Source organism: Streptomyces sp. NPDC058579 (genome assembly GCF_042718575.1).
Lineage (GTDB): Bacteria > Actinomycetota > Actinomycetes > Streptomycetales > Streptomycetaceae > Streptomyces.
On record NZ_JBHXPI010000038.1, the window covers coordinates 1 to 18926 of the forward strand.

18 protein-coding genes are annotated in these 18926 nt (G+C 71.6%); 6 read left to right on the top strand and 12 right to left on the bottom strand.

Annotation, left to right across the window (positions count from 1 at the left end):
- Positions 1-175: 175 nt before the first annotated feature.
- Entirely contained in the window at positions 176-691 is a 516-nt protein-coding gene (locus ACFWRO_RS29665) for a DinB family protein (RefSeq protein WP_384515345.1), read from the bottom strand.
- A 201-nt stretch (positions 692-892) separates the two neighbouring features.
- Between ACFWRO_RS29665 and ACFWRO_RS29670 the strand changes: the two genes are divergently transcribed.
- A complete protein-coding gene (locus tag ACFWRO_RS29670; protein WP_384515348.1) occupies positions 893-1183 on the top strand; it encodes a hypothetical protein in 291 nt (96 codons plus the stop codon).
- On the opposite strand, the gene ACFWRO_RS29675 is transcribed toward ACFWRO_RS29670, so the two are convergent.
- The 4 genes from ACFWRO_RS29675 to ACFWRO_RS29690 form a co-directional block, all read right to left on the bottom strand.
- Complete coding sequence (locus ACFWRO_RS29675; RefSeq protein WP_384515350.1) at positions 1155-2330, bottom strand: serine hydrolase domain-containing protein; 1176 nt, start codon at positions 2328-2330, stop codon at positions 1155-1157. The genes ACFWRO_RS29670 and ACFWRO_RS29675 overlap by 29 nt on opposite strands.
- Before the next feature lie 117 nt (positions 2331-2447).
- Positions 2448-3206: an energy-coupling factor ABC transporter ATP-binding protein gene (locus ACFWRO_RS29680; RefSeq protein WP_384515353.1), complete on the bottom strand. Its 759-nt coding sequence runs from the start codon at positions 3204-3206 to the stop codon at positions 2448-2450.
- On the bottom strand, positions 3191-3955 hold the full coding sequence (gene cbiQ, locus ACFWRO_RS29685) for a cobalt ECF transporter T component CbiQ (RefSeq protein WP_384515355.1): 765 nt from the start codon (positions 3953-3955) through the stop codon (positions 3191-3193). Before cbiQ ends, ACFWRO_RS29680 begins: the two co-directional genes overlap by 16 nt.
- A 1-nt stretch (position 3956) precedes the next feature.
- Positions 3957-4994 (bottom strand): energy-coupling factor ABC transporter permease, encoded by a 1038-nt coding sequence (locus tag ACFWRO_RS29690; protein WP_384515358.1) that lies wholly within the window; start codon positions 4992-4994, stop codon positions 3957-3959.
- Between the two features lie 133 nt (positions 4995-5127).
- Between ACFWRO_RS29690 and ACFWRO_RS29695 the strand changes: the two genes are divergently transcribed.
- Complete coding sequence (locus tag ACFWRO_RS29695) at positions 5128-5487, top strand: SsgA family sporulation/cell division regulator (RefSeq protein ID WP_384515360.1); 360 nt, start codon at positions 5128-5130, stop codon at positions 5485-5487.
- A 41-nt stretch (positions 5488-5528) separates the two neighbouring features.
- Positions 5529-6485, top strand: coding sequence for an endonuclease/exonuclease/phosphatase family protein (locus ACFWRO_RS29700; RefSeq protein WP_384515363.1), 957 nt, complete (start codon positions 5529-5531; stop codon positions 6483-6485).
- A 210-nt stretch (positions 6486-6695) separates the two neighbouring features.
- Here the strand turns inward: ACFWRO_RS29700 and ACFWRO_RS29705 are convergent, their stop codons facing one another.
- Both ACFWRO_RS29705 and ACFWRO_RS29710 read right to left on the bottom strand, forming a co-directional pair.
- A complete protein-coding gene (locus ACFWRO_RS29705; RefSeq protein WP_384515365.1) occupies positions 6696-8909 on the bottom strand; it encodes an MMPL family transporter in 2214 nt (737 codons plus the stop codon).
- A 118-nt stretch (positions 8910-9027) separates the two neighbouring features.
- Positions 9028-9600, bottom strand: coding sequence for a TetR/AcrR family transcriptional regulator (locus ACFWRO_RS29710; RefSeq protein WP_384515368.1), 573 nt, complete (start codon positions 9598-9600; stop codon positions 9028-9030).
- A 187-nt stretch (positions 9601-9787) separates the two neighbouring features.
- Here ACFWRO_RS29710 and ACFWRO_RS29715 point away from each other — a divergent pair, with 187 nt between their 5' ends.
- Entirely contained in the window at positions 9788-13087 is a 3300-nt protein-coding gene (locus tag ACFWRO_RS29715; protein ID WP_384515370.1) for a S41 family peptidase, read from the top strand.
- On the opposite strand, the gene ACFWRO_RS29720 is transcribed toward ACFWRO_RS29715, so the two are convergent.
- The 5 genes from ACFWRO_RS29720 to ACFWRO_RS29740 all read right to left on the bottom strand — a co-directional run bounded on the left by ACFWRO_RS29720 (position 13033) and on the right by ACFWRO_RS29740 (position 17355).
- The gene (locus ACFWRO_RS29720) at positions 13033-13575 is read right to left on the bottom strand and encodes a GNAT family N-acetyltransferase (protein WP_384515372.1); all 543 of its coding nucleotides are present in this window, start codon (positions 13573-13575) and stop codon (positions 13033-13035) included. The two genes, ACFWRO_RS29715 and ACFWRO_RS29720, sit on opposite strands and share 55 nt — an antisense overlap.
- Before the next feature lie 146 nt (positions 13576-13721).
- Positions 13722-13910 (bottom strand): hypothetical protein, encoded by a 189-nt coding sequence (locus ACFWRO_RS29725; protein WP_384515375.1) that lies wholly within the window; start codon positions 13908-13910, stop codon positions 13722-13724.
- 93 nt (positions 13911-14003) lie between these two features.
- A complete protein-coding gene (locus tag ACFWRO_RS29730; protein ID WP_384515378.1) occupies positions 14004-14885 on the bottom strand; it encodes an SDR family oxidoreductase in 882 nt (293 codons plus the stop codon).
- The gene (locus ACFWRO_RS29735) at positions 14882-15820 is read right to left on the bottom strand and encodes an alpha/beta fold hydrolase (RefSeq protein ID WP_384515381.1); all 939 of its coding nucleotides are present in this window, start codon (positions 15818-15820) and stop codon (positions 14882-14884) included. Before ACFWRO_RS29735 ends, ACFWRO_RS29730 begins: the two co-directional genes overlap by 4 nt.
- Complete coding sequence (locus ACFWRO_RS29740) at positions 15817-17355, bottom strand: flavin-containing monooxygenase (protein ID WP_384515383.1); 1539 nt, start codon at positions 17353-17355, stop codon at positions 15817-15819. The genes ACFWRO_RS29735 and ACFWRO_RS29740 overlap by 4 nt, the downstream gene beginning before the upstream one ends.
- A 283-nt stretch (positions 17356-17638) precedes the next feature.
- On the opposite strand from ACFWRO_RS29740, the gene ACFWRO_RS29745 reads away from it, so the two are divergent.
- Both ACFWRO_RS29745 and ACFWRO_RS29750 read left to right on the top strand, forming a co-directional pair.
- Positions 17639-18259: a MerR family transcriptional regulator gene (locus ACFWRO_RS29745; protein WP_384515492.1), complete on the top strand. Its 621-nt coding sequence runs from the start codon at positions 17639-17641 to the stop codon at positions 18257-18259.
- A gap of 84 nt (positions 18260-18343) precedes the next feature.
- The gene (locus ACFWRO_RS29750) at positions 18344-18922 is read left to right on the top strand and encodes a hypothetical protein (protein ID WP_384515386.1); all 579 of its coding nucleotides are present in this window, start codon (positions 18344-18346) and stop codon (positions 18920-18922) included.
- Positions 18923-18926 lie beyond the last annotated feature (4 nt).

Sequence of the window (18926 nt, forward strand, 5' to 3'; positions counted from 1 at the left end):
TCCTCCACACCTACAACCACCACCGCTGCCACACCGCACTCGACGGACACCCGCCCATCAGCCGCGTCAACAACCCTGCGGGTCAATACAGCTAGCGCCTGCGGGGCGCGCCGACCGGCGCGCCCCGTGACCGTGCCCGCTCCCGCTCCTGCTCCTGCTCCTGCTCCTGCTCCCGCTACGAGCCCGTCCGGCCGTCGAGGAGTTCGCGGACGATGTCGAGGTGGCCGTTGTGGCGGGAGGTCTCCTCGATGAGGTGGAGGTAGATCCAGCGAAGGTCCACGTGGCGGCCGTCGCGGATGGCGCGCTTGGCCGTCGCGTCGAGGTCGTGGTCCGCCAGGAGGGTGCGGTAGCGGGCGCTCTGTTCGTCGTACTCGGCGAGGAGTTGGGGCAGCGGGATGTCGGCCGCCGTCCGCATCTCCGGGTCGGGGTCCTCCTCCGTCGCCTCGGTGAGCGGGCCCTCTTGCTCCTGGCCCAGGAAGACCACGTCCACCCAGTAGTTCTCCACCCAGCGCAGATGGCTGATCAGGCCGCACAGCGTCATCAGCGGCGAGCCGGGGAGCGGGGACCTGCGGGCGTCCTCCGGGGACGCGCCCTCGCACTTGGCGCGTGCCGTGTCACGGGCGTAGTCGAGGAAGGTGTTCAGCTGCGTGCGCTCGTCCCAGGCGGGAGGCGTATCGGTTCGTTGAGTCATCGCGGGAAGTGTGCAGCCCGCTCAGGGGGCGTGTCGAATGGATATGGGCCGTCCATAGGCTTGCACGATTGGGTAGCAAAGGGCTCTCGTCGGGGGCTGGTTGGGGCTTCTGAGTGCGGTCGCCAGCGGAGGGCGTTCGACAATGCGGTGCGTGCGCGGTCTCCCCGCCGTGCCCCGTCGTCGGTCCCCAGGAGCGTTCCCGTGACCGACCTCGCCGCCACCAAGCCGGGCACCGTCGTTGGCATGCGCGACACCTTCGCCTTCCAGCTGCCCGTGACCGTCATCCGCGAGCCGTACGGCCTCGCCGACGAGCAGGCCCGCAAGCAACTCGCGGTGGACACCCAGCTGTTGGTGAAGAGCTCCACCCCGCCCGCCGAACATCTGCGACGCCGTCCATCGGCTGGCCGAGAACCCCGGGCAACTCACGCGAGTACGCCTCACCCCACGCTGAGGCGGGGCCCGTTCACGCGCCCGCGTCCAGGCTCGACCTGACCGCGCGCACCAGCGCCTGTGCACGCGGGTCCGCCGTCACCGTCTTGCGCATGCCGTTCGTGACGTAGCCGAGGGCGATCGACGACTCCGGGTCCGCGAAGGCCAGGGAGCCGCCCCGGCCCGGGTGGCCGAAGGAGGTGGGGCCGAGGAGCGGGGACGCCGGGCCGTGGAGCATGTGGCCCAGGCCGAAGCGGGTGCCGACCATCAGCACGCGGTCGGGGCCCGCGGACTCCTCCGTACGGGCCAGGGTGAGCGTCGCCGGGGCGAAGAGGCGGGGGCCGCCGTCGACCGGGCCGAGGGTCGAGGCGTAGAAGCGGGCGAGGGCGCGGGCCGTCGAGACACCGCCCGAGCCCGGGAGTTCGGCCGCGCGGTAGACCGGGTCGTTCTCGTCCGGCTTGGGGTCGATCACCCCGAAGGCGCGCCGCGTCAGCGAGTTCGGGTCCCGGTACGCCTCGGTGACCGAGCGCTTGGGGCGGAGCTTCAGCGCGCCGCTGTCCGCCGGTTCGAGCTCCTCGATCGCACCGAGGCGGCCGACCCGGTGCGCCTCGTCGGCCGGCAGGCCTATCCAGAGGTCCAGGCCCAGCGGGCGGGCGATCTCCTCGGCGACCCAGCGCCCGATCGTACGGCCGGTGACCCGGTGGACCAGGCCGGAGAGCAGCCAGCTGAAGGTGTGCGCGTGGTAGCCGTGGGCAGTTCCCGGCTCCCAGACCGGCGCCTGCGCGGCGATCGCCCGCTGGGCGACCGCCGGGTCGACGGCCTCGGCGAGGGTCAGCGGGTGGTCGAGGACCGGCACCCCGGCCTGGTGCGCGAGCAGCTGCCGTACGCTCACCCGCTCCTTGCCGGCCGCCTTGAACTCGGGCCAGTACGTGCCGACCGGCGCGTCCAGGTCGAGCTGGCCGCGCTGGTGGAGCAGCAGCGGTACGGCGGCCGCGACGCCCTTGGTCGCCGAGCGGACCACCTGCGCGGTGTCCACGGCCCACGGGACCTGTCCGTCGACGTCGCGGGTCCCTGCCCACAGGTCGACGACCTTCGTCCCGTCGCGGTAGACGGCGACCGCCGCGCCCCGCTCGCCCCGGTGCTCGAAGTTGCGCAGGAACGCGTCCCTGACCGGCTCGAACCCCGCCGCCACCGTGCCCCGGACGTCCACGTCCCCACACCCCTTCCCGCTCGCCTGCCCCCATGGTGCAACGTCGGCCCGAAGGCTCCGATTCCGGGGTCGGGAACGGTCGGGAACGGTCGGGGACAGTCGAGGAAGTCGGGACGGTCAGGCCACCGAGCCCGGCACGAAGCCGTACGGGAGCTCAAGCCGGTTCCGCGCCATCAAGCCCTCGTCCGCGAGGACGTCCGCCGTGGGTCCGTCGCCCGCGATGACGCCCTCGCTGAGGATCACCGAGCGCGGGCAGAGCTCCAGGGCGTACGGGAGGTCATGGGTGACCATCAGGACGGTCACGTCCAGCGAGCGCAGCACGTCCGCGAGCTCGCGGCGCGAGGCCGGGTCCAGGTTGGACGAGGGCTCGTCCAGGACGAGGATCTCCGGCTCCATCGCGAGGACGGTCGCGACCGCCACCCGCCGCCGCTGCCCGAACGACAGGTGGTGCGGCGGCCTGTCCGCGTACTCCGCCATGCCGACCCGGGCGAGGGCCTTCGCCACCACGGCCTCGAGGTCCGCCCCGCGCAGCCCGGCCGCCGCCGGGCCGAAGGCGACGTCCTCTCGGACCGTCGGCATGAACAGCTGGTCGTCCGGGTCCTGGAAGACGATCCCGACCCGGCGCCGGATCTCGGCCAGGTTCCGCTTCTCCACCGGCAGCCCGGCGACCGTGACCGTACCCGCGCCGCCGGTGAGGATGCCGTTGAGGTGGAGGACGAGGGTGGTCTTGCCCGCGCCGTTGGGGCCGAGCAGCGCTACCCGCTCGCCCCGCCCGACGGTCAGGTCGACGCCGAAGAGGGCCTGGTGGCCGTCGGGGTAGGCGTAGGCGAGTCCGCGGACTTCCAGAGACGGGGCAGTGGTCATCGGAGGGTCCATCCCAGGAGGCAGATCAGCAGTGCGGTGAGCGGCAGGGAGGCCGCCCGGAGCCACTGGGCCCGGTCCGCCCTGACCTCGTCGATGACCGGCATGGAGCCCGCGTACCCCCGGCTGACCATCGCGAGATGGACGCGTTCACCGCGCTCGTACGAGCGGATGAACAGCGCGCCCGCGGACTTGGCGAGGACGCCCCAGTGCCGGACGCCCCGCGCCTCGAAGCCGCGCGAGCGGCGGGCGATCGACATCCGGCGCATCTCGTCCGTGATCACATCGCCGTACCGGATCATGAAGGAGGCGATCTGGACGAGGAGCGGCGGGAGCTTCAGCCGCTGGAGGCCGAGGAGCAGCTCGCGGAGCTCGGTGGTGGAGGCCAGGAGCGCGGAGGCGGCGACGCCGAGGGTGCCCTTGGCGAGGACGTTCCAGGCGCCCCACAGGCCGGGGACGGAGAGGGAGATCCCGAGGACCTCCGTCCGCTCGCCCGGCACCACGAAGGGCATGAGGACCGCGAAGGCCACGAACGGGACCTCGATCAGGAGGCGGCGCAGCAGGAACCCGGCCGGGATCCCGGCCCGCGCAGCGACGAGCGCGAGGAGCAGCGCGTAGCCGCCGAAGGCCCAGATCGCCTCGCGGGGCGTGGAGACCACGACCACCACGAAGGCGAGGACGGCGGCGATCTTGGTGTGCGGGGGCAGCGCGTGGACCGGCGAGTTCCCTTGCCGGTACAGCTTGTGCGCGTGCCCCGCACCCATGTCAGACCTGGGCCCCGGTCGATTCCGTACGGCGGCGGCGGACCAGCCAGAAGGCGCCCGTGCCGACGGCGAGGGTCGCGCCGACGCCGATCACGCCCGCGAGACCGCCGGAGAGGCGGGCCGCCTCGATGCCCTCGACGCCGTAGTCGGCGAGCGGGGAGCCGGCCGCCGCGTGCTCCTCGACGTTCTTGTCGAAGCCCTTGTCGGCGGCGACCTTCTCCAGGCCGTCCGGGCTGGCGGAGGCGTAGAAGGAGACGAAGCCGGCCAGGACCAGGGCGGCGACGAGGCCGCCGATCCAGACCTTCTTCGGGGAGCGGGCGGCGACGGGCGCGAAGTCGCGGGCCGGCTCCGCGTCGACCAGTTCCCCGTTCACGCGCAGCTTGAGCGGCGCGGTCAGGCCACGGGCGCCGTACACGAGGTCGGGGCGGACGGCGATGACCGCGCCGACGGTCAGCATGGTGATCGCGGCCTCGCCGATGCCGATCAGGGTGTGCACGCCGACCATCGCGGTGAACACCTTGCCGAGCGGTACGTGCGTGGTGCCGCCGATCGCGTACACGAGGGTGAAGGCGGCGGCCGCGGCCGGTACGGAGACCAGCGCGGCGGCGAAGGAGGCCACGGTCACCGAGCGGCGGGTGCGGGGCAGGACCAGGACGAGGCCGCGGAAGAGCCCGTACGCGACGACGACCGTGACCACGCCCATGACGGTGATGTTCACGCCGAGCGCGGTGAGTCCGCCGTCCGCGAAGAGGATGCCCTGCATCAGCAGGACCACGGAGATCACGAGGACTCCGGTGTACGGCCCCACCAGGATCGCGGCAAGCGCGCCGCCCAGTAGATGGCCGCTGGTGCCGGCCGCGACCGGGAAGTTCAGCATCTGCACGGCGAAGATGAAGGCCGCCACGAGCCCGGCCAGCGGGGCCGCCCGCTCGTCCAGCTCCTTGCGCGCTCCACGCAGGCTGACGGCGACGGCGCCGGCGGCGACGACACCGGCGGCGACCGATACAGGGGCGTTGATGAATCCGTCAGGTACATGCACGTCCCGAATGATGAGTGCTGCTGCAAACCACTTGCAAGAGCGCACACATCACAGAAAGGCAGCGCTCGCTCTGCACACGCCGCAAAATATGGGACATTAGGGGATAAAGAAGGCGAGTGTGAGGAGTGGTTCCATGTCCCCCACCGCGGACGGCCATGAGGTCGAGGATCACGCCAAAGGCCGGATCATCAGCGACGCCCCCCTCTCCCGCCCCGTCCCGGTCGCGCTCCGTTACGACCCCGACTTCACCCCCGCCACCGTCCGCTTCGTCTTCCCCGGCAACATCGAGTGGTCCTTCCCCCGTGCCCTCCTCGAAACGGGCCTGCGCGCACCGACGCGCCGCGGCGACATAGGCGTCTGGCCCTGCGGGCGGGTGCAGACCGTGGTCGAGTTCCACACGGACGACGGGGTGGCGGTCGTGCAGTTCGACACCACGGCCCTGCTCCGCTTCCTCAAACACACGTACGCGGAGACCGCGTCGATCACCCCCTAGAGTGCTGTCAAGATCACGACAGAACACTCCGGGGGAGCTACGTGAAGAAGAAGAGACTGTTCGGCGCGCTCGGCGCCGGCCTGCTGGCCCTGTCGGGAGCCCTGTACGGGGCCACGGCACAGGCCACGCCACCGGCGACATCGGTCGCCGCCGCGGCCAAGGCCGCCCCGCTGGCCCCGCCGCCCGGGACGAACCTGCAGGTCATGAGCTGGAACATGTGCGGCGTCGAGCGGTGGGGGTGCACGGGCACCGGCACCGGCGACGAGAAGGCCGACGTGGTCAAGCAGTACGTGCAGAGCAACTACGTACAGGCCGCCCTGCTCCAGGAGGTCTGCGCGAGCGGCCTCGACGCCCTGATGGCCAAGCTCGGCCCGGGCTGGAGCAAGAGCTTCGCGCCGTACCACTGGTCGCAGAAGGGCGTGAAAACCCCGAGCCCCTGCGCCACCGGCGCCGGTTCCGACCCGAACGACCTCGTCGGTACGGCGATCGTCGTCAAGGCCGGCCTCGCGGACGCCCAGCAGTACCCGACGACCCAGCCGTGGACCGGGCTCAACCGGCCGTTCCACTGCGCGACGGCGACGTACTTCGGCGTACGGCTGTGCACGGTGCACGTGTCGACGAAGGACACGAACCCGGAGCACCCGGACTGGGACTACCGGGACGACCAGCTCGCCGAGATCAAGCAGGTCGTCTCGGGCTTCCCGAAGGTCGTCTTCGGCGGCGACTTCAACGCGAGCCCGCCGGACTGGCCTGCGGGCAACAAGGACGCATGGATCTGGCCGGCCGGGCTCTACTCCCAGGGCCCGGGCACCCCTGGCTACCAGGAGTGCGACCAGCAGGGGACGGCCCGTACGGGCCGGGCCACCAGCAACGGAGGCTGGAAGATCGACTACCTCTTCAGCAGCGAGGCCCGGCGGTGGTGTGTCGTCGCCGACACCGAGCGCTCGGACCACCACGTGCTCGTCGAGAGCATGGTGATCACGCCGCCGGCGGCGTGATCGACAAGTGACCCACGACAGCTAGCTGAAACGCACCTGCGCCGCCCCCGTGTCGCGTACGACACGAAGGCGGCGCAGGGCCGCGTCGGCTCCCCGTCCCCACAGGTTCCGGCGCGATCCGGGGCGTACTCCTCCGCTCAAGGAGCCGTGCCCGGTCCGGGGCGTACCGCTCCGCTCAAGCGGCCGCCCCGGGGTTCATTCGGCGGAGGCTCAGACCTTCACCAGTTCGCGGTCCTGGCCGCTCTGCGGCCCGTCCACGTCCTTCTCGGTGACCAGGCCCTCGCCCTCCACGTCCACGTTCGGCAGCGCGCGGTCCAGCCACTTCGGCAGCCACCACGCCTTGTGACCGAGCAGTGCGAGCACCGCGGGGACGATGGCCATGCGGACCACGAAGGCGTCGAAGAGGACGGCCACGGCGAGACCGAAGCCGATCATCTTGATCATCTGGTCGGTCATCCCGATGAAGCCGGAGAAGACGGCGATCATGATGACGGCGGCGGCGGTGACCACGCGGGCGCTGTGCCGGAAGCCGGTCACGATCGCCTCGCCGGGCCGCTCTCCGTGGACGTACGCCTCGCGCATCCGGGTGACGAGGAAGACCTCGTAGTCCATCGCGAGACCGAAGACGACACCCACCATGAAGATCGGCATCATCGACATGATCGGGCCGGTCTGCTCGACCCCGAACAGCGAGCCGAGCCAGCCCCACTGGAAGACCGCGACGACCGCGCCGAGGGCGGCGACCACCGAGAGCAGGAAGCCGAGGGCCGCCTTCAGCGGGACCAGGATCGAGCGGAACACCACCATCAGGAGCAGGAAGGCGAGTCCGACCACCAGCGCCAGGTACGGCACGAGCGCGTCGTTCATCTTCTGCGAGAAGTCGATGTTCATCGCCGTCTGGCCGCTGACCAGGACGTTGTCGCCGGTCGCGCCACGGATGTCGTGGACGAGCTCCTCGGTCTCCACCGAGGACGGGCGGTCCTTCGGGATGACCGTGATCATCGCGGTGTCGCCGGCCTTGTTCGGGGTCGGCGGCATGACCGCCACGACACCGTCCAGGCCCTTGATCGTCTCCATGGTGGAGTCGGCGGCGGCCTTGTCCCCGTCGACCACGACCATCAGCGGGCCGTTGAACCCGGGGCCGAAGCCGTCGGACAGCATGTCGTACGCGCGGCGCTCGGTGGCGGAGACGGGCTTGGACCCGTCGTCCGGCAGACCCATCTCCAGGGAGGCGGCCGGCAGCGCGATCGCGCCGAGGCCGAGGACACCGGCGAGCAGGACCATGACCGGGCGGCGGATGACGAACCGGGCCCAGCGGGTGCCCATGTTGGGCTTGCCCGCCTTGCCGTCGGCCTTCTTCGAACCGTCGGCCTTCGTCGAACCCTCGTCCTGCTTCAGACCCTTACGGTCCTTGCGGCCGAGCACCCTGGCGCCCGCGAACCCGAGCAGGGCCGGGATCAGGGTCAGCGCGATCAGGACCGCGATCACGACCGTGCCGGCGGCCGCGAAGCCCATCTTCGTCAGCATCGGGATGTTGACGACGGCCAGGCCCACAAGGGCGATGACGACGGTCAGACCGGCGAAGACGACGGCCGAACCGGCCGTGCCGACCGCGCGGCCCACGGCCTCCTCGCGCTCCCGGCCCTCGGCGAGCTCCGCGCGGTAGCGGGAGACGATGAAGAGGGCGTAGTCGATGCCGACCGCGAGGCCGATCATCATCGCGAGGGTGGAGGTGGTGGAGCCGAGGTCGAGGACGTTCGCGAGCGCCGTGATCGTGGAGACGCCGATGCCGACGCCGATGATCGCGGTCAGCAGCGGGAGTCCGGCGGCGACCAGCGAGCCGAAGGTGATGACGAGCACGATGCCGGCGATGACCACGCCGACGATCTCGCCCGCGCCGGTCTCCGGCATGGTCTGGAGCGCGTCACCGCCGATCTCGACGGTCAGCCCCTGGCCCTGCGCGTCGTGCCCGGTCTTCTCCAGGGCCGCGCGGGTCTCTTCCGTCAGCTCCATGCCGGAGACCTTGTAGCTGACGGAGACGTAGGCGGTCGAACCGTCCTTGGAGACCGCCTGCGCGGTGTACGGGTCGGTGACCGAGGCGACCTGGTCGGAGCCGGACTTCAGCTCGGCGACGACGTCCTGGACCTTGGCCTTGTTGGCCGGGTCGGTCATCTTCTCGCCCTCGGGGGCCTTGAAGACGACACGGGCGGTACCCCCGTCGGCGCTGCCGCCGGGGAAGCGCTGCTCAAGGAGGTCGAAGGCCTTCTGGGCCTCGGTACCGGGTATCGAGAAGGAGGAGGAGGTCGCGGCGGGCGCGGTGGCGGCGCCGACTCCGGCGAGCGCGAGGAGCGCCACCCAGAGGAGGGCGACGAGCCGTCGGCGCCGGAAGGCGGAGCGACCCAGCTTGTAGAGGAACGTGGCCACGGGGGCGTACTCCCAATTCGTGGTGGGACAGGGCATGGGGAGCCGGCCCGACGGCGTGAGCGGTTCGACGTCAGGTGGTGCGGGTGATGCCTGTGGTGCGGGTGGTGTTGCGGGGAGGTCAGACGCCGAGTGAGGGGAGCACCACGGCGTTGACGTAGTCGATGATGAAGGCGTGGTCGATCGGCTGATCGTCGATCAGCGGACGAGCGACGAACGCCCCGATGATCATGTGCGGGACATACTTCAGCGCCGGGTTGTCGGCGCTGATCTCACCCCGCGCCACCGCTCGGTCCAGGGTTTCGCGCAGGTTGCTCATCTCGGGTTCGATGAGCAGTTCGCGGAGCGCCTGGTGCAGGTCGGGGTTGGCATGGACCGCCTGGGCGAGACCCCGCATCAGCGCGGTGTCCTTCTCCATCTGGCAGTCGTCGGTCAGCTCCATGATGGCCTGGAAGTCGCCACGCAAGGTGCCCGTGTCGATCTCGGTGAGCTTGATGGGCTTGTTGTGGCGCATGGCCTTGGCGACCAGCTCGGGCTTGCTCCCCCACTGGCGGTAGAGGGTTGCCTTGCTGGAGTGGGTGCGGGCGGCGACGGCGTCCATGGTGAGGGCGTCGTAACCGACCTCGCGCAGAAGCTCGAGCACGGCTCCGTACAGCTCGGACTCACGCTCTGGTGTGAGCCTGCTGCGAGCCATGACCGGCCTCCCAATCGAACGAAACGGTTTCGTACAGTACGAAGATACCCGAGCCTCCAACGAAACGAAACCGTTTCGTACGTGTCCTGGGCCACACGGGCCGCCGCACCCCCTCCCCCACGCCTCCCCGCGTACACGTACGTGAGTACGAGTTGCCGCACCCCCTCCCCGCGGAAAGCATGAGGAGGTGAGTGAAGACGCCGCGTACCTCCGCTTCCCGCACCTCCACGACGATCTGCTGTGCTTCGCGGCCGAGGACGACCTCTGGGTCGCGCCCCTCGTGCCCGAGGGCCACCGCCCCGGCCGGGCCTGGCGGGTCACCGTCGACCGGACCCGGGTCGGCCACCCCCGCTTCTCGCCCGACGGCCGCCATCTCGCGTACACGACCTGGCGCAGCCTCGACCCCGAGATCCATCTCGCGCCGGTCGACGGCGGGCCCTCGCGGCGGCTCACCTACTGGGGCTCGACCGACACCCGCGTCTGCTCCTGGTCCCCGGACGGCGACATCCTCGCCGTCTCCTCGCACGGCCAGCCGTTCTCGTACTACTCCTGGGCCTACACCGTCCCCACCGACGGCTCCCCCGGCGGCCGGATGCCCTGGGGCCCGGTCTCCGACATCGCGGTCGCCGACATCGAGAGCCCGTCAGGCACCGAGGGCGAGCCCGGCACCGAGCGGCGCACGCTCCTCCTCACCGGGAAGCCCCCGCACGAGCCGGCCGCCTGGAAGCGGTACCGGGGCGGGGCCACCGGCCGGCTCTGGCTGCACGGGGAGCGGCTGCTGCCCGACATCGGCGGCCATCTCGACGCACCGATGTTCGTGGGCGGCCGGATCGCGTTCCTCTCCGACCACGAGGGCGTCGGCAACCTCTACTCCTGCCTGCCCGACGGCACCGACCTGCGCCGCCACACCGACCACGACGCCTTCTACGCCCGGCACGCCTCCAGCGACGGCCGGCGCGTGGTCTACCAGTGCGCGGGCGACCTGTGGATCGTCGAAGACCTGACCGTCCCCGACTCCGCGCCGCGCAAGCTGGAGGTCCGGCTCGGGGGCCCGCGCGCAGGACGGCGCACGTACCAGGTCCCGGCGGCCAACCACGTGGACGCGCTCTCGGTCGACGAGACCGGGCGGGCGAGCGCGGTGTCGGTGCGCGGCAGCCTGTACTGGCTCACCCACCGCGACGGCCCGGCCCGCACGATCACGGACACCCCGGGGGTACGGGTCCGGCTGCCGGAGATGCTGGGCAGCGGCGGCCAGGTCGCGTACGTCACGGACGCCGAGGGCGAGGACGCCATCGAGGTCGCGTACCTGCCGCGCGCCACCGGGGACCGGGAGCCGCGCAGGCTCGCCATGGGCGAACTCGGCCGGGTGGAGGAGATGATCGCCGACCCGGACGGCGAGCGGCTCGCGATCGCCTCCAACGACGGTCGGCTGCTGCTCATCGACGCGACGGAGGAGTCCAACGGCGAGGCGACCGAGCTGATCCGGTCGATCAACGGCCCGGTCCGCGACCTGGCCTTCTCCCCCGACGGGACCTGGCTGACCTGGGCGCACCCGGGGATCGGCCGTTCGCTGCGGCAGATCAAGATGGCTCGGATCTCGGGTCCCGGCGCGCGGACGATCGTCGACGTCACCAACGGCCGCTTCGAGGACGAGAATCCGGTCTTCACCCGCGACGGCCGCTACCTCGCCTTCCTCTCCTGGCGCGGCTTCGACCCGGTGTACGACGTGCACACCGGCGACCTCTCCTTCCCGCTGGGCTGCCGCCCCTACCTCGTACCGCTCTCCTCCGCGACCCCGTCGCCGTTCGCGCTGCTGCCGGACGGACGCCCGGCGGCGGGCGGCATGGACCCGGCCGAGACGGAACCGGAAGGCGCCGAGGGTACGACCATCGTGGAGGTGGAGGGGCTCGCGGACCGGGTCACCCCGTTCCCGGTGGCCGCCTCCAAGTACTCGGCACTGCACCCGGTCAACGGCGGCGGGCTCGTCTGGCTGCGCTGGCCGATCTCCGGGGCGCTCGGCGAGACCTTCGCCAACCCGGCCGACACGACGGGCCGGCCGACCCTGGAGTACTTCAACATCACCAAGGCCCGCAAGACCGAACTGGTGCAGCACCTGGACTGGTTCGCGGTCAGCGGGGACGGCTCACGGCTCGTCGTGGCGGACGAGGGTGAACTGCGGGCGGTGCCGTCGACGGAGTCCGGTGACGGCGACTCGACCGTCTACATCGACCTGCGGCGGATCCTGCACGACGTCGACCCGGAGGCGGAGTGGCGGGGCGCCTACGAGGAGGCGGGCCGGATCGTCCGCTCGTACTTCTGGGACCCGAACATGTGCGGCGTGGACTGGCCGGCCGTCCTCGACCAGTACCGCCCGCTCCTCGAACGGGTCGCGACCCCCGACGACTTCGCCGATCTGCTCCGCGAGGTCATGGGCGAGCTGGGCACCTCGCACGCGTACGTGACGCCCGCCCGGCGCAACGAGGGACCCCCGCACTACCAGCGGGCGATGGGGCTGCTCGGCGCCAACCTCGTTCCCCGGGACGGCGGTTGGATGGTCAAGCGGATCCTGCCCGGCGACTCCTCCGACTCCAAGGCGCGTTCACCGCTCGCGGGCACCGGCATCCGGGAGGGCGCGGTCCTCACCCATGTCGACGGCCGCCCGGTGGATCCGGTGAGCGGCCCGTATCCGCTGCTGTCCGCATCGGGCGGTACGACGGTCGAGCTGACCTTCCAGCCGGCGGCGGGCGAGGGGCGCGCCCGCCGGGTCGCGATCGTGCCGCTGGTCGACGAACGGCCGCTGCGCTACCAGGACTGGGTGGCCAAACGGCGTGCGGTGGTACGGGAGGTCAGCGGCGGCAAGTGCGGCTATCTGCACATCCCCGACATGGGCGGCTCGGGCTGGGCCCAGTTCAACCGCGACCTGCGGATGGAGGTCTCCCGGCCGGCCCTGATCGTGGACGTGCGCGGCAACGCGGGCGGTCACATCAGCGAGCTGGTCGTGGAGAAGCTGACCCGCAGGATCCTGGGCTGGGACCTGACGCGGAACGCCCAGCCGGTCTCGTACGCCTCGAACGCCCCGCGCGGCCCGGTGGTGGCCCTCGCCGACGAGGCGACCTCGTCGGACGGCGACATGATCACGGCCGCGTTCAAGCTGCTCGGGCTCGGCCCTGTGGTGGGCCAGCGGACGTGGGGCGGGGTGGTCGGCATGACCGGCCGCCACCGGCTCGGCGACGGCACGCAGATCACGGTGCCCATGAACGCGGCCTGGTTCCCGGAGTTCGGCTGGTCCGTCGAGAACCAGGGCGTGGACCCGGACCTCGCGATCCTGCGCACCCCGCTGGACTGGGCCGAGGGCCGGCACGCCCAACTGGACGACGCGGTCGACGTGGCGCTGTCGCTGCTCGCAAAGACCCCGGCCGCGACCCCGCCGGGCTACGCGGACGTCCCGGACCGCTCCCGGCCGAAGCTGCCGCCGAGGTCGGGGTGACGGGCTGCCGTGAGATCGAGTTCGTAGGCGACGCCCGGGCGCCCGTCGAGGGTCACGCTCCCGACGGCTCCGAAGCCGAGACGGCCAAGGACGGTCCGTGAACCGGTGTTGTCCACGGTGGTCGCGGCGGTCAGCCGGCTCAGCCCGTACTCCTCCACGGCGAGCCGGCAGACCCCGCGCACTCCGGCGGAGGCGACCCCGCGCCCGGTGGCCTTCTCGGCGACCCGATAGCCGAGCTCGGCACCCCCGTCGACCAGGTCGACGAGGTTGAAGCGGCCGAGGACCTCTCCCTCGTCCCCCACGAGCACATGCATCCGCACCGCCCCGGTCGCCTGCTCGTCGAGCAGCGCCTGGTGCCGCACGTCGAACTCCTCGAAGTACGCGTCGCCCCGATCGGGCACATGGGCGGCGAAGTACGCCCGGTTCTCCCGCTCGAACGCGAGGAGCGCGGGCGCGTGGTCGGCACGGAGAAGCTGCAGTTCGGACATGGTCCGCACGCTACGCGGACGGCGGGCGCGTGGCGCGTGATTTAGGACACCCCCAGGGGGGCGTACGGAAGGCGCACGCGCGGAAGGCGCACCCGGCGTCCCGGGTGCGCCTTCTCGGAGGCCTCAACGGCCTCGTAGGACAGACGTCAGGCGTCGTAGTCCTGGTCGAAGCGGTCCTGGGCCTCCTGCTGGGCCCGGCGCTGCTCCTCCTCGGAGGGGCGGCCCTTGGCCTGGGAGGCGCGCTCGGACGCTTCCTCGCGGGCGTTGCCCATGCGCTGCTTCGCCTGCTCGGCGGCCTGCTTCGCCTTGTCCTGGAACTGGTCCTTCGTGCCCATGAAAGTCACTCCTAGACGGGTGTGAGGGGATCGGGGCGTCTCGCCCCTGGGCCTCGACCAGCGTGGCACGGCGGAACATTCCGCGCATTTCGATCAAATACTCTCCGTACGCGCCGCCTCGTCGGCCGCCCCTCCGGCGCCCACGAGGCCCTTGGAGACACCGGCCAGACGCGGTTCGAAGCGCTCCATCTCGCGCCGGCCGACCGTCGCGATGATCCCCGGCAGGTAGCCGCGCGTCGCCTGCATCCCGCGCAGCCACCACTGGGCGTACACGTGCGGCGAGCGCCGCTCGATGCCGGCCACGATCCGGTCGACGGCCGGACCGAGCGGGTACGTACGGTTCGACGGCCAGGGCAGCCGCTGCCGCAGCTCCTTCATCACGTCGTCCTGGTCCGCGCCCCGCACCATGTCCGTGTCGGTCCAGGAGAGGTAGCCGACGCCGACCTTCACGCCCTTGTAGCCGACCTCGGCGCGCAGGCTGTGCGCGAAGGCCTCGACGCCCGACTTGGAGGCGCAGTACGCCGTCATCATCGGCGCCGGGGTCATGGCGGCGAGCGAGGCGATCTGCAGGAAGTAGCCGCGCGACTCCATCAGGACGGGCAGGAACGCGCGTCCCGTCACGGCCCCGCCGATCAGGTTGACCTCGATGACCCGCCGCCAGGCGACCGGGTCGGAGTCCACGAACGGGCCGCCCGACGCGACGCCCGCGTTGGCGACGACGATGTCGACCTTCCCGAAGCGCTCCTTGACCTCCTGGGCCACCCGGGCCATCGCCTCGTGGTCGGTGACGTCGGCGTGCCACCAGTCCGCCTCGGTGTGCAGCCGGCTCGCGACCTGCTTCAGCTCCTCCGGCTCCAGGCCGACGAGGGCGAGCTTGGCGCCGCGCGCCGAGAGCTTGCGGGCGAGGAGTTCGCCGACACCGCGGGCCGCTCCGGTGACGACGGCGACCTGGCCTTCCAGGCTGACCCTGCTCATGCCACTTCCTCCTTCTGCTCCTGCTGCTGCTCCACGGGCAAGTACGAGGTGACGAGCGCACGTATCCGTGCCGTCACCGCCTCCGGCGCCTCCACCGGCGTCATATGACCCATACCCGCCAGTTCCTCGAGGCCCACGCACTGCGGCAGCGCGCCCGCCATGCCTCGGGAGTGCACCGGCGGCGTGAGCCGGTCGGCCGCGCCCGCGATCACGGCCACGGGCAGGTCCAACTCCCGTACGTCCGCGTCGAGATCGAGCTCCGCGAGGACCCGGGACCAGGCCACCCGCGGGCGGCGCGGGCAGGCGTGCACGATCCGGGCGCACGCGTCGACCCGCTCGGGCGCCGAACCGGGGCCCATCGTCGCGTACTTGAGGATCTTCCGGGACAGCGCGTTGACGGGCCCGAGCGGCGCCCGAGCACCGAGGACCGACTTGGTCAGCCGGGTCCGTACCCCGCCCGGCGGCAGCGGCAGGACGAGGGACTCGGCGACGAGCCGGGACGGCCCGGTGGAGCAGAGCAGCACGGCGGCCGCGCGCTCCCGGAAGGCGGGGCGCGTGGCGGCGGCCATCAGCGTCATGCCGCCCATGGAGTGCCCGGCCAGGACCGCGCGCTCGCCCGGGGCGAGGGTCGCGGCGAGCACGGCCTCCAGGTCGTCGGCGAGCGCCCGGGTCGAATAGCCGGACGGGTCCGCGGGGGCGGGGGTGCGGCCGTGACCGCGCTGGTCGTAGGCGATGACTCGGTGGTCGCGGGCGAGGTCGCGGATCTGCTCGGACCAGAAGGCGATCGAGCAGGTCCAGCCGTGGGCCAGGACCACGGCCGGGGCGCCCTCGGGCCCGTACACCTCGACATGGACGCGGGCGCCGTCGGCGGAGACGGCGATCACCTCCTGCGGGTGGGGCAGCGATCCCGTACGGGACCCGAAGAGCCGGCTCACTTGACCGTCTCCTTCTTCTTGGAGGCACGGCGGGCGACCGGGGCGGTCTCTCCCTCCGGCTTCTCCTTCGGCCTCAGCACCTCGTACTCCGCGAGGTCCACCCGTCGGGTCTCGCGCCGGAACTCGGCTGTCGTACCCGGCCACAGCGTGGTGTTGCGGCCGTTGGCGTCGAGGTACCAGCTGTCGCAGCCGCCCGACTTCCACACGGTCCGCTCCATCCGGTCCTGCACCCGGCGGTTCCAGGCGCCGACGGCGGACGGCCGGGCGGCGAGGGCCGCGCGCCCGCCGAGGACGTCGAGCTGGCGCAGATAGTCGGCCATGTAGTTCAGCTGGGACTCGATCATCAGGATCATGGAGGAGTTCCCGAGGCCCGTGTTGGGCCCGATGATCGTCATCCAGTTGGGGAAGCCGTCGACGGTCGCGCCGCGCAGCGACTGGACCCCGCCCTTCCAGGCCTCGGACAGCGCGACGCCGTCCGCGCCCACCACCCGGTCGGCGATCGGCATGTCGGTGACGTGGAATCCCGTACCGAAGACGATCGCGTCGACCTCGGTCTCCGTCCCGTCGGCGGCCACGACGGTCGAGCCGCGCACCTCGCGAAGGCCCGAGGCGACGACGTCGACGTTGGGCCGCGCGAGCGCCGGGTAGTACGCGTTGGAGAGCAGGATGCGCTTGCAGCCGATGCGGTACGAGGGGGTCAGCTTGGCCCGCAGCGCCGGGTCCTTGATCGACTTGGCCATGTTGGACTTGGCGAGCGACTCGACGAGGCCCAGCTCGCCGGGGCGCTTGGTGAAGGCGCTCACCTGGAGTTCGCGGATGCCCCAGAGCAGCCCTCGGCGCGCGGTGCCGGTGAAGGGGAGCGTGCGGTGGAGCCAGCGCTCGGCACTGGTGATGGCCCGGTCCATGCGCGGCATCACCCACGGGGGCGTCCGCTGGAAGAGCGTGAGCTTGCCGACCTGGGGCTGGATCGCGGGCACGATCTGGATGGCGGAGGCGCCGGTGCCGACCATGGCGACGCGCTTGCCGGTGAGGTCGTAGTCGTGGTCCCACTGCGCGGAGTGGAAGACCTTGCCGGGGAAGTCGGCGAGGCCCGGGATGTCGGGGATCTTCGGGTCGGAGAGCGGGCCGGTCGCCGAGACGATCACATCGGCGGTGAAGGAGCCCTGGCTGGTCTCGATCTCCCAGCGCAGTTCGTCGCCGTCCCAGCGCATCCGCGTCACCTCGTGGTCGAGGCGCAGGTGCGGGCGGAGCCGGAAGGTGTCGGTGACGTGCTCCAGGTAGGCGCGGATGTGGCGCTGGCCGGAGAAGGTGCGGGGCCAGTCCGGGTTGGGCGCGAAGGAGAAGGAGTAGAGGTGCGACGGGACGTCGCAGGCGCAGCCGGGATAGCTGTTGTCGCGCCAGGTGCCGCCGACGGAGTCGGCCCGCTCCAGGACGACGAAGTCGGTGATCCCCTCGCGGCGCAGCCGGACGGCGGCCCCGAGTCCACCGAACCCCGATCCGATCACCGCCACTCGTACGTGCTCGTGCTTCGCCATGCCGCCTCCCGCGCGCCACACAATCCCGCCAGCAATCACTGGCACAATCGGGACTGTAGAGCAGCGGCATACCGAGCGGTAGGGGGCGCGCGAGGGAAAGTTACCGGCGGTACAACATAGGCTGGCGGGCGTGGCTGATCGATCGGAAGACGTGATGACGGACGGGAAGGCAGAGGGGACGGCGGACGGGAAGGCGGACGCGAAGGCAGCTGGGAAGGCGGGCGGGAGGGCCGGTGCGAAGGCGGGCGGGAGGGCCGGCGCGACGGGCATACGCGAGTACCGCATGGACGAGCTCGCCGCCGAGGCCGGCATCACCGTGCGCACCCTGCGCTTCTACCGCGAGCGCGGACTGATCGCGCCGCCCCGCCGCGAGGGCCGGATCGCCTGGTACGACGACCACCACCTGGCCAAACTCCGCACGATCGCCGCCCTCCTCGAACGCGGCCACACCCTCAACGGCATCGCCGACCTCAACACCGCCTTCGAGAGCGGCAAGGACGTCAGCGAGGTCCTCGGCCTCGGCGAACCGACCGAGGAGGAGCCGGTACGGCTCACCCCCCAGGAGCTCGCCGACTACTTCGCGGGCGAGGTCACCCCCGAGAACCTGCTGGCCGCCCTCGACCTCGGCTACCTCGCCACCGACGGCGACACGATCGTCCACATCAGCCGCCGCCTGCTCGACGTCTCCGCCGCCCTGGTGAAGGAGGGCGTCCCGCTCGCCGCCGTCCTGGAGACGGGGCGTGCGGTGCGCGAGCACGCGGACGCGCTGGCCGCGCTCTTCACCGAACTCCTGCGGGAGCACGCGGAGGAGAAGGACATCCAGCGGCTGCGCCCGCTCGCGAAGAGCGTGGTGGAGGCGGAACTGTCGATGGCCCTGGACCGGCGACTTCGCGAGCAGCCCTGATCCTGTCCCGGTCTTCCTCCTTCCTCATGATCGCGTGACAGGTTCTTCAAAGGTTCTTCATCACCCCCTCCCTACGGTCGGCCCATGAGGACGACCAACCGAGTACTGATGGCCGCCGCCGCGTCGGCCATGGCCCTGGCGCTGGCCGCCTGCGGCAGCGACGACGGCGGCGCGAAGGTGCCGACGGCCGGGGGCTCCAGCACGTCGAAGGCGAGCGGGAGCGCTGACGGCAGCGGCGGCGGCGGTGAGCTCGCCGCGTACATCGACGGCAAGCGCGCCTTCGTGAAGTGCCTGCGGGAGAACGGCATCGACGCGCCCGACCCCGACGCCAAGGGCCAGATCGACCTCGGGGACAACGCGGCGCTCAAGAAGAACCCGACGTACCTGAAGGCCTCGCAGGAGTGCGCCGCGCTCAACCCGCCCGTGCCGGAGAGCCTGGAGAAGAGCTTCCAGCCGAAGCTCACCCCCGAGCAGATCAAGATCCGGCTCGACTACGCGGAGTGCATGCAGAAGAACGGCGCACCCGACTTCCCCGAGCCCGGACCCGACGGGTACGGCTCCGACACCGAGTGGGACCAGACGTCGGCCGGCGCCAAGCGGGCCACCCGCACGTGCGCGCCGATCATCGGCGACCCCGTCGACCCGGGCCCGGGCAAGGGCTGACCGA

Bases quoted from the DNA above. Each gene is read 5' to 3' on its own strand.
- ACFWRO_RS29665 (WP_384515345.1), bottom strand. From the start codon at position 691: ATGACTCAACGAACCGATACGCCTCCCGCCTGGGACGAGCGCACGCAG.
- ACFWRO_RS29740 (WP_384515383.1), bottom strand. From the start codon at position 17,355: ATGGCGAAGCACGAGCACGTACGAGTGGCGGTGATCGGATCGGGGTTC.
- ACFWRO_RS29680 (WP_384515353.1), bottom strand. From the start codon at position 3,206: ATGGACCCTCCGATGACCACTGCCCCGTCTCTGGAAGTCCGCGGACTC.
- ACFWRO_RS29725 (WP_384515375.1), bottom strand. From the start codon at position 13,910: ATGGGCACGAAGGACCAGTTCCAGGACAAGGCGAAGCAGGCCGCCGAG.
- ACFWRO_RS29730 (WP_384515378.1), bottom strand. From the start codon at position 14,885: ATGAGCAGGGTCAGCCTGGAAGGCCAGGTCGCCGTCGTCACCGGAGCG.
- ACFWRO_RS29695 (WP_384515360.1), top strand. From the start codon at position 5,128: ATGTCCCCCACCGCGGACGGCCATGAGGTCGAGGATCACGCCAAAGGC.
- ACFWRO_RS29750 (WP_384515386.1), top strand. From the start codon at position 18,344: ATGAGGACGACCAACCGAGTACTGATGGCCGCCGCCGCGTCGGCCATG.
- ACFWRO_RS29720 (WP_384515372.1), bottom strand. From the start codon at position 13,575: ATGTCCGAACTGCAGCTTCTCCGTGCCGACCACGCGCCCGCGCTCCTC.
- ACFWRO_RS29745 (WP_384515492.1), top strand. From the start codon at position 17,639: ATGGACGAGCTCGCCGCCGAGGCCGGCATCACCGTGCGCACCCTGCGC.
- cbiQ (WP_384515355.1), bottom strand. From the start codon at position 3,955: ATGGGTGCGGGGCACGCGCACAAGCTGTACCGGCAAGGGAACTCGCCG.
- ACFWRO_RS29710 (WP_384515368.1), bottom strand. From the start codon at position 9,600: ATGGCTCGCAGCAGGCTCACACCAGAGCGTGAGTCCGAGCTGTACGGA.